The 10,486-nt window shown below is 47.5% G+C and carries 6 protein-coding genes; 4 read left to right on the plus strand and 2 right to left on the minus strand.

Features of this window, described 5'->3' with window-relative positions; translation table 11 throughout:
• Positions 1 to 9: 9 nt before the first annotated feature.
• A complete protein-coding gene (locus tag QUA77_RS11670) occupies positions 10 to 1,410 on the minus strand; it encodes a leucine-rich repeat domain-containing protein (RefSeq protein ID WP_333450234.1) in 1,401 nt (466 codons plus the stop codon).
• Positions 1,411 to 2,261: 851 nt separating this feature from the next.
• On the opposite strand from QUA77_RS11670, the gene QUA77_RS11675 reads away from it, so the two are divergent.
• The 4 genes from QUA77_RS11675 to QUA77_RS11690 all read left to right on the plus strand — a co-directional run bounded on the left by QUA77_RS11675 (position 2,262) and on the right by QUA77_RS11690 (position 7,809).
• On the plus strand, positions 2,262 to 3,656 hold the full coding sequence (locus QUA77_RS11675; protein WP_333038790.1) for a CmpA/NrtA family ABC transporter substrate-binding protein: 1,395 nt from the start codon (positions 2,262 to 2,264) through the stop codon (positions 3,654 to 3,656).
• Positions 3,657 to 3,735: 79 nt separating this feature from the next.
• Complete coding sequence (ntrB, locus tag QUA77_RS11680) at positions 3,736 to 4,578, plus strand: nitrate ABC transporter permease (protein ID WP_333038759.1); 843 nt, start codon at positions 3,736 to 3,738, stop codon at positions 4,576 to 4,578.
• A 218-nt stretch (positions 4,579 to 4,796) separates the two neighbouring features.
• Positions 4,797 to 6,797 (plus strand): nitrate ABC transporter ATP-binding protein, encoded by a 2,001-nt coding sequence (locus QUA77_RS11685; protein ID WP_333450235.1) that lies wholly within the window; start codon positions 4,797 to 4,799, stop codon positions 6,795 to 6,797.
• A gap of 166 nt (positions 6,798 to 6,963) precedes the next feature.
• Complete coding sequence (locus tag QUA77_RS11690; protein WP_333074080.1) at positions 6,964 to 7,809, plus strand: nitrate ABC transporter ATP-binding protein; 846 nt, start codon at positions 6,964 to 6,966, stop codon at positions 7,807 to 7,809.
• Between the two features lie 599 nt (positions 7,810 to 8,408).
• Here the strand turns inward: QUA77_RS11690 and QUA77_RS11695 are convergent.
• Positions 8,409 to 10,486 (minus strand): leucine-rich repeat domain-containing protein (locus QUA77_RS11695; RefSeq protein WP_333450236.1); only part of this gene is annotated, 2,078 nt, incomplete at its 5' end.

Consider the following 10,486-nt stretch of genomic DNA (forward strand, 5'->3'; position numbering starts at 1 on the left):
CATTTAATTTCAGAGTTCCCAATTACAGATAGACTCTGGCTTGAGAGGGCAATTTTTGGGAGTGATCGGATTTCCGCTGAGGTAGACCCGAGTCAGGTTAGTCAAAGATTCTAGCGGTTTGATGTCGCTGATTTGATTGATTCTGAGGGAGATATCTGTCAGGTCAGTCAAGGATGCTAGCGGTTTGATGTCGTTAATTTTATTGAAGTCGAGGAAGAGAGAAGTCAGTTTAGTCAAGGATGCTAGTGGTTTGATGTCGCTGATTTGATTTTGGCGGAGGTCGATCACAGTCAGGTTAGTCAAGGATTCTAGCGGTTTGATGTCGCTGATTTGATTTTGTTCGAGCTTGAGTTCAGTCAGTTTAGTCAAGGATGCTAGCGGTTTGAGGTCGCTGATTTGATTGTTGTTGAGGCTGAGCTTAGTCAGGTTAGTCAAAGATTCTACCAATTTGAGGTCGCTGATTTGATTCAAGTTGAGGTTGAGATCAGTCAGGTTAGTCAAGGATTCTAGTGGTTTGAGGTTGCTGATTTGAATCTCGGTGAGGCTGAGCTTAGCCAGGTTAGTCAAGGATTCTAGGGGTTTGATGTCGCTGATAGAATTGCCACTGAGGGAGATCTCGGTCAGGTTAGTCAAGGATGCTAGCGGTTTGATGTCGCTGATAGGATTGCCACTGAGACTGAGCCAAGTCAGGTTAGTCAAGGATGCTAGCGGTTTGATGTCGTTGACTTGATTTGTCCAGAGGTTGAGCCAAGTCAGGTTAGTCAAGGATGCTAGCGGTTTGATGTCGCTTACAGGATTGTAGCTGAGGTCGAGAGAAGTCAGTTTAGTCAAGGATGCTAGCGGTTTGATGTCGTTGATTTGATTTGTCCAGAGGTTGAGCCAAGTCAGGTTAGTCAAAGATGCTAGCGGTTTGATGTCGCTGATTTGATTGTTCCAGAGGTCTAGACCCTTTAGGTTAGTCAAAAATGCTAGCGGTTTGATGTCGCTGATTTGATTTTCGCCGAGCTTGAGCTCAGTCAGGTTAGTCAAGGATGCTAGCGGTTTGATGTCACTGATTTGATTGTTGGAGAGCCAGAGCACAGTCAGGTTAGTCAAAGATGCTAGCGGTTTGATGTCACTGATTTGATTGTTGGAGAACCAGAGTTCCGTGAGGCTCGAAAGTTTCCGATCCGCCGCATCGCACTCAGTAGTCTCAGCTTTCTCCAACAGCACCTCAACAGTATGTTTAGCTTCAGGAGTCAAATCAGCTTGGCGACACCAATCAGCAAATGTTCGTCTAATGTTTTGGGCTCGCGTTTCGGCGGCATCAGCAGATAGTCCACTTCCACATAATGCTAGGACGATCGCGCTACAAGTAACTGCGATCGATCTTTGTAAATTTCTGTGTTTGTCTGCAACTATAAGTGTCATGATCTTGTACCTCTAATATTCTGAACTCTCAAGTTTTAGCCTTTAATATTTAGTTTGGTAAATCACTTACGATTAAGCGCCAATTTTAGTCCACCACTGAAAACCAGTTAACCGTGTGAAAACAGCAAAAGCGTATAATAATAATTATTTCTGTATAATTAACTACAATTAACAACTCAAAAAAGTAAAGATATATTAACAAAGTAAATGTGTGGTGGTGGCGATATTTGTCGCTTATTGATAATAGATTGGAAAGCCCCCCGATCGGCATTCGCTACAACTTTCACCCAGCAAATCTTGGTTTGAAGAGTTTTGATAAGCAAACCCGATCGCTCTTCCCAACGGCTCCTTATCGATACAGGGCTGTTTGCTTCTCAGGAAAACCAGCGTTTTGACTCTTGTCGTGCCAAGAATGCCGACCCTCCCCATCCACTATTTATTAAGCGTTTCAGGGATTGGGGCTGCCCCTCGTGGCTGCCCCTACAAGAGAATGAAACAGCCCTGCTTATCGATAGCGCAGTCCCACAAGATTTACTTATCAATCAAATTTAATAATTGTTTTATTATTTCCGCAAGAGTACGGTAGAGTTAATTATCAAGTGAAGGAAACGTGCGGCTCGCAAAAAGTGAGTTCACACAACTCGGCCGATCGAAATATCGATATTAATCAAACAAGTCAAATCAGCAGGGATAGTTTAAAGACTTATACTAGCGATAAATCTTTTGCTCCCTCCTGCCAACCTGCGCTCAAAACAGTTAGCTAAACCCAATTAGCGAACAGCAAAAAAGCGCGTTGATAACCTTCAGTGAATGTTGTTACAGAAGATTATGAATTGCAGCGAGGCTATGCTATGACAAGATTTTCAGATGAATTTTCTGCGCTTTCTCGGCGTAAATTTATCATCAAAGCAGGTGCATCTGCCCTGGGTTCAATACTGCTCAAAGGTTGTTTGGGAAATCCCCCAGAACCCGGTGCAACGGCCGGTGCTGACGGCGCAATACCCGCAGCTACCTCAGTAGTGGCTGTTGCCAACGAGAAAAGAGTCGAAGGAATTGAAAGCACTAAAATCACATTGGGATATATCCCGATCGTCGAAGCAGCACCTTTAATCATTGCTCAAGAAAAAGGCTTTTTTGCCAAATACGGCATGACTGAGGTAACAGTTGCTAAGCAAGCCAACTGGGGCTCTGCCAGAGATAACCTAGAAATTGGATCGGCAGGCGGCGGCATTGACGGCGGCCAGTGGCAAATGCCGATGCCTTATCAAATTAGTCAAGGTCTGATCACCAAAAACAGCGTCCAAATCCCCATGTATGTTCTGGCCCAGTTGAACACTCACGGAAATGGAATTGCGATCGCGGCCAAACACCAAGGCAAAGGCCTCGGACTTAAACTAGATCAAGCGGCCCAAGACTACATCAAAGGCCTCAAACAAGCAGGTACTCCCTTCAAAGCAGCCTACACCTTCCCCAAAGTCAACCAAGACTTTTGGATTCGCTACTGGCTGGCAGCTAACGGCATCGATCCCGACACAGAGGCCGAGTTGCTAACAGTACCCGCTGCCCAAACCGTCGCCAACATGAAAACTGGAAGTATGGACGCTTTCAGCACCGGCGACCCCTGGCCGCTGCGGATTGTCAAAGAAAACATCGGTTTCATGTCCGCCCTCACCTCCGAAATTTGGAAAGCACATCCAGAGGAATATCTAGCAATTCGCGGCGACTGGGTAGACAAACACCCCAAAGCCACCGAAGCCTTACTCGCAGGACTAATTGAGGCGCAGCAGTGGTGCGACAAGCCCGAACATCGAGCCGAATTAGTCGCCATTACTTCTGGAAGAAACTTCTTTGACGTATCTCCGACGGTTTTGACGCCTCCTTATCAAGGCAATTATGTTATGGGCGACGGCAAACCAGACATCAACGACTTCAAGATGAGTCCGCTGTACTGGAATGATGGCGTCGGCAACGTTTCCTATCCCTACAAGAGTCACGATTTGTGGTTCTTAACCGAAAGCGTGCGCTGGGGTTTCCTGCCGACAAAAACCTTGGCAGACAAAAAGACAATCATCGATAAAGTCAACCGAGAAGATATCTGGAAGAAGGCAGCTAAATTAGCCGGAGTTGCTGATGCTGACATTCCGAAAAGTACGTCTCGTGGCGTTGAAAAGTTCTTTGACGGCAAAGAATTCAACCCGGAAAATCCCGAAGCTTATCTCAAGAGTTTGGCAATTAAAAAAGTGTGATGGGGTCTTAGCTTCCCATAATTTAGTCTCGAAATTTAGTCTCGAAAATACACATCACCAGAGATAGGAGATTAGCAGCATGGCTGTAAGTACAAGTCGGAGAAGCGGCAATGCACAAGGAGCATTTGGCGAGTTTTGGAAGAAGAATTCTCCAAATATCTTGCCGCCAATTTTGGGAATAATTGGATTTCTATTAGTTTGGCAATTCCTGTCGAGCACCGGACTGATCAAACTACCGGGACCGATAAGTGTTTGGACTGACGAACGGACGCGGATATTGTTGCTGTATCCTTTCATGAATTCCAAAACCTACGGAATCGGCTTGTTTTGGCAAACTTTGGCTAGTTTGGAACGGGTGGCAAAAGGCTACACTCTAGCCGCTGCTGTGGGAATTGCTGGGGGTGTTTTGGTAGGTACGAATCCCTTCTTGAACAAGGCTTTAGATCCGATTTTCCAGTTTTTGCGGATGGTAGCGCCTTTGGCTTGGGTGCCGATCGCCCTGGCTGCACTGCAACAAAACGAACCTGCTGCTTTGTTCGTAATTTTTATCACTTCAGTGTGGCCGATTTTAATCAACACGGCTGAAGGTGTGCGCCAAATTCCCGACGATTACAACAACGTGGCGAAAGTGCTGCAACTTTCTCGTCAGGAATATTACATGAATATTTTGTTTCCGTCGGCGCTTCCTTATATCTTCACAGGATTGAGAATTGCGATCGGTTTGGCTTGGCTGGCGATTATTGCAGCGGAAATCGTGATGTCGGGGATTACGGGTATCGGCTTCTTTATTTGGAATGCTTACCAGCAAAACTACATCAGCGAAATTCTGTTAGCGGTGTTCTACATTGGGGCTGTTGGTTTGTTGCTAGATCGCATGATGGCTTGGTTGCAGCAAAAAATTGCTCCCCCTCAAGGAAAGTAGTTTTGAGTTACTTCTCTGGGGCCGGAAGAATTAGGATTATTTAACCGCGAAGACGGGAAGGACACGAAGGAAGAAGAGGGAAGAAGTAGATAATATTCTACGGGAAAGTCACAGTATTTATGCTTCCAGTCTCTCCCTCCCATCTACTTCTAGGCTCTGCCTGGGAAGTTAATTAGCAGGTATCGAAATAACAAACCTACAAAAAAGGCAAGAAAATCATGTCTGTTTTGATTGCAGTAGAACAACTAGAAAAAGTCTTTAATCTCTCAGATGGCGGGACATACATAGCCCTCAAAGGCATCGATCTCGAAATTAAAAAAGGCGAATTTATCTCCTTAATTGGACACTCCGGCTGCGGCAAATCTACGCTGCTAAATATGGTCGCAGGTTTGGATATGCCGACATCCGGATTGGTGACAATTGAAGGGCAAAGAATCACCCAGCCAGGCCCCGATCGCATGGTAGTATTCCAAAACTATTCGCTGCTACCTTGGCGGACGGTCAGAGAAAACATTACCCTAGCCGTAGACTCGGTAATGAGCGGCTTACCCAAGGCCGAACGCCTCGAAATCATTCAAAAACACATCGATATGGTGGGCTTGACGCCCCACGCCGAGAAGCAACCGGCACTGCTGTCGGGTGGACAAAAACAGCGCGTGGCGATCGCCCGTGCTCTGGCCCTGCGCCCCAAACTGTTACTCTTAGACGAACCCTTCGGCGCTTTGGATGCTTTGACTCGCGGCAACTTGCAAGAAAAGTTGATGGAAATTTGCCAAGAGTACGAAATCAGCGCCCTGATGGTAACGCACGATGTGGATGAGGCAGTGTTGCTGAGCGATCGCATCGTCATGCTCACCAACGGCCCAGAATCGAAGATTGGCGGCATTCTCGAAGTAGACATCCCCCGCCCCCGCCAGCGCATGGAAGTCGTCTCACACCCCAGCTACTACGCTCTACGCAGCGAAATGATTTACTTCCTCAACCAGCAGAAGCGCGTCAAAAAACTGCGGGCGCGGAAAGTACCCGCGATCGCCCGTCACGGCCTGGAAAAAGTCAACCTCGAACTCGGCTTTATTCCGCTGGCAGCCTGTGCTCCCCTCGCTGTCGCCAAAGAAAAAGGCTTTTTTGCCAAGCACGGCCTAGATGAAGTCCACCTCGTGCGGGAAACAAGCTGGCGCGGCATCGTAGACGGCATCGCCGCAGGTTACTTAGACGCAGCTCAAATGCCCTCTGGGATGGCGGTGTGGTTGAGCTTGGGAGGCCACCAAGAGAAGCCGATTCCGACGGTTACAGCCCTCACCATGAGCCGCAATGGCAACGGAATTACCCTCGCGAGACGCTTTTACGACCAAGGGATCTACACTCTGGCAGACTTTAAAAAAATGCTCCAGAGAACGCCCGCGCAAACGCACCGTATGGGCATCGTTCACCCTTCTTCGATGCACAACCTGTTGCTGCGTTACTGGCTGGCTTCCGGTGGCATTGACCCGGATCGCGATGTGTTGCTGAAAAATATCCCACCGGCTCAGATGATCGTTGACTTGCAGGGCGGCACTATTGACGGTTTCTGCGTCGGCGAACCTTGGAACTTGCGGGCATCGATGGAAGGAGTCGGCTTTACGGTGGCGACAGATTTGGAACTGTGGCCCGGACACCCCGGGAAAATTCTCGGAGTTCGGGAAGACTGGGCAAATGCTTATCCCAATACTCACATTGCTCTAGTCAAAGCTTTGCTGGAAGCTTGCCAGTATTGCGCCGATCCAAATCACGCCGCCGAGGTTTCGGAAATAGTCGCGGGAAGGGAGTACGTCGCTACTGATAAGAGTTACATCCAACTCGGCGACCCGCAATCAGTTGCTTGCAACCTCGATACTCCGATGCGGGAATACGCCCACCACTTGTTTTCTGGAGAGGGGGTGAATCGCCCAAGCCGCACCGAACAACTGTGGCACATGGTGCAGATGGCGCGCTGGGGCGATACTGTGTTCCCGCGCAACTGGGTGGAAATTCTGGAGCGGGTGGTGCGAGTCGGTGCGTTCAGCACGGCGGCGCGAGAGCTGGGGATGGCTGATATTAATTACACTCGCGGTTCTCTCAGCTTGTTTGACGGCTCGGTGTTTAATGCTGACGATCCGATCGGCTATCTCAACAATCTGGCGATCAAACGCGATTTCACGATGGCGGAAGTTGTACTCGATTCCGGCCGCAGAGCTGCTTAGAGCGGTTTTTAGTTGGATAAAAACAGGGTAATTGCTAATTGTTAGTTTTGGGTTTTTAGCTATTAATTGTTAACTGCTAATTCTACTTAGTAATTGCCTCTTCATTCTTCCCTATTGCCTCTTCATTCTTCCTTCGCAAATCACCCAATCACAATTTCCCAAACCCATGATTAATACTTCTCTCAACCAGACAAACACCAAAACTCAAATCCAGCGGGGAAAAGGCCGCCGCCAGCCTTTTTTGGTGATGGACAATGTTTACAAAGAATATCCAAACGGTTACAGGGCTTTAGAAAACGTCAATCTGACTGTAGCTGAGGGAGAGTTTATTACTCTGATCGGACACTCGGGCTGCGGCAAATCAACACTGTTAAATATGGTGTCGGGTTTTAGCCATCCGAGCCAGGGCACCGTGTCGATTAACGGGCAGCGGATTACGAAGCCGGGCCCCGATCGCATGGTGGTGTTTCAGGGTTACGCTTTGCTGCCTTGGCGGACGGTGTTTGAAAATGTTTACCTTGCGGTTAATGCTGTATTTCCGAATAAGTCGAAGGTCGAAAAAAATGCGATCGTGAAAGAGCATTTGGCGATGGTGGGATTGACAGAAGCTGCTGAGAAAAGACCGCCGCAAATTTCGGGGGGGATGAAGCAGCGGGTTTCTATTGCCCGCGCCTTGGCAATTCGCCCGAAAGTGCTGATTTTAGACGAACCTTTTGGTGCTCTGGACGCAATTACTAAGGAGGAATTGCAGGAAGAGTTGCTGAAAATCTGGAACGATCACCGCTGTACGGTGTTGATGATTACTCACGATATTGATGAAGCGCTGTTTTTGGCAGATCGACTGGTGATGATGACTAATGGCCCATCGGCGACAATTGGCGAAGTTTTGGAGATTCCTTTCCCGCGTCCGCGCGATCGGGTTCAAATGATGGAAGATCCGGAATACTACAATTTGCGGAACTACGCTTTAGATTTCCTGTTCCGTCGTTTTGCACACGATCACGATGCTTAATCGGTTGGCAAATCAAAGTTAAAGAGGAGAATTATGAGACTTCTCGAAAAATTTTAATTCTTGTGCGGAGTAGGCTTTGGGCATCCTGCCGGCCCAAGACGAGCTTTTTTGCAGAAGTCTATTGAAAAGTTGAAGCCCCAGTGTTCCCCGGTTTTAGGGGAACATCGCTAGGGGCGCAATTTTCCCGATCCGGTTGGGTAAACTGAAGCTTAATGGTGGGCGATAAGTTTTTTCGGACGTTCGGATCTTTTTCCGATATTTTACGTCTACCAGCGAAGAGACCCGATTGCCTAGCTGTCGGTAAGCTGGCATGAACAGAGCCCACCTTCGATCGAGGGTGGGCTTCTTCTTCATGTTATTAACTGTTTTTGGGCGATCGGTGGTTGGTGCATTCCACCCTGGGAACTGGCACACTGCGGCCACGTTTATGGGTGTTTCATGGATTAAGGCTGTTGTCAATATAGCGGTTTTCAGGGGAGTAAAGTACAGATGATCGGGTAGGGAAACGGCTGATCCTAAGTCCTGCGCGGGGTTCTGTGACTTTTAACAATTGGTATAAGACTAATGATTGTAGCAACACTTTTTTAAATTGCTATTACTCAGGTTTGCACGGAAAACTCCTCTAGGTCAATATCCCAATTTACCCAGCGAATTGCTTCTTGAGCCGATCGCACATTTGGCGGCACTCGCAAAGCGTGAATGTGTCCCGTGCTCGGACAAGTCATTTTTAACAGATAAATTGGCTTTGCATTACCCTCGTCATCAAAATCATCGTCAAACTCGATGCTTAATAAAGTGTATTCCTGCCAACTATCTAATTCTGTCACCTCTAATTCTTGACAAATGCGATCGTAACCAATTCTCTGAATTAACAATCGACGCAGTTCGGCATTTTCTTCAAATAAAAGCCATTGTGCTTCCCACAAATCGGGGTGTACTTTTCCGTATTTTTCGGGTAATTTAAGGCCGTGGTGAAAGTATAAACTGTAGCCGTCCGCAAATGCGATCGCCGGTTCTCCTTCAGCGTGTAGCCGATTTTCAGCGTCAAAGCGGATGTGCAGGGGGCGATCGCAAACTAGGCAAACTTTTTCAAACGGAAATATCCAACCGCAATCCTCGAACAACTGTTGCTTGCAGCGAAATAGTTCTTGTGCTTTTTGGTCGAGAGGAATACCAAATTTCGCTATCAAAAATTCAATCCAATGGATTTCCTCCACCCTCTCCGTAGGGGTTAGTGGCCTTAGATAGTAAGGCTCGGCCATGATATCACCTCCCAGCGATTCTCCGTAATTTGCTACCAAGTCCTGAAATTCTGAGTCGAGTATGTTATCAACTGACTGCTCTAGTCTTCTTTCCTGCCACAGAACGCGCCGCCACACCTCACCCGAACATCCTAGGTACAGCCCTTGAAATAACTCATCCAACAATCTGTTTCTCCTTACTAAATTGCCAACCCCTATTTCCCATTTTTGAAGTTGCGATATCCAGGAGATTTTGAGTTGTTTGGGTAGTTTTATAGAAGCTACCTGTGGACTGCTGCAAACAATAACTTGGGGTGCTTCTCGACCAATAGCTGCATAGATTTTTTTCACCGTTTCTGTAGCTTTTAGAGCATCAATTGGCGTGGTAGAGAGCGTCAGGTACTTCTGTCTAAGTTCCCTCGACAGATTGAAGTAGGTAATTTGATTGTCACGAAGACTCAGTTCGATCAGGTTGGTGAGTGCCGCCAGCCCAGTGATATCGGTAATTTGATTCGAGTCCAGATACAGTAGGGTCAGGTTGGTGAGTCCTGACAGCCCAGTGATATCGGTAATTTGATTGTATTTCAGACTCAGGTCGATCAGGTTGGTGAGTCCCGACAGTCCAGCGATATCGGTAATTCGATTGTTGTAGAGACTCAATTCAGTCAGGTTGATGAGTGCCGACAGCGAGGTGATATTGGTAATTTGATTGGAGTCCAAATCCAGGTCGGTCAGGTTGGTGAGTGCCGACAGCGAGGTGATGTCGGTAATTTGATTGGAGTCCAGAGACAGTTCGGTCAGGTTGGTGAGTGCCGACAGCGAGGTGATATCGGTAATTTGATTGTCGCCAATAGCCAGCGATGTCAGGTTGGTGAGTGCCGATAGCCAGGTGATATCGGTAATTTTATTGTTGTAGAGCTTCAGTTCGGTCAGGTTGGTGAGTGCCGACAGCGAGGTGATGTCGCTAATTTGATTGGCGATGAGATCTAGTTTTGTCAGGTTGGTGAGTGCCGACAGCGGACTAATATCGGTAATTTGATTGCTGTCGAGATACAGTATGGTCAGATTGGTGAGTGCCGACAGCCCAGTGATATCGGTAATTTTATTGTTGGAGAGATAAAGTTCGGTCAGGTTGGTGAGTGCCGACAGCCCAGTGATGTCGGTAATTTGATTGATGTAGAGCCGCAGTTTTGTCAGATTGGTGAGTGCCGACAGCGAGGTGATATCGGTAATTTGATTGTATTTCAGACTCAGTTCGGTGAGGTTGGTGAGTGCCGACAGCCCAGTGATGTCGGTAATTTGATTGTATTCCAGATTCAGGTGGGTCAGGTTAGTTAGTCCCGACAGCGAGGTGAGATCGGTAATTTGATTGTTGCCAAGACCCAGCGATGTCAGGTTGGTGAGTGCCGACAGCCCAGTTATATCGGTAATTTGAT

The organism is Microcoleus sp. K5-D4 (assembly GCF_036704575.1).
Classification (GTDB): domain Bacteria; phylum Cyanobacteriota; class Cyanobacteriia; order Cyanobacteriales; family Microcoleaceae; genus Microcoleus.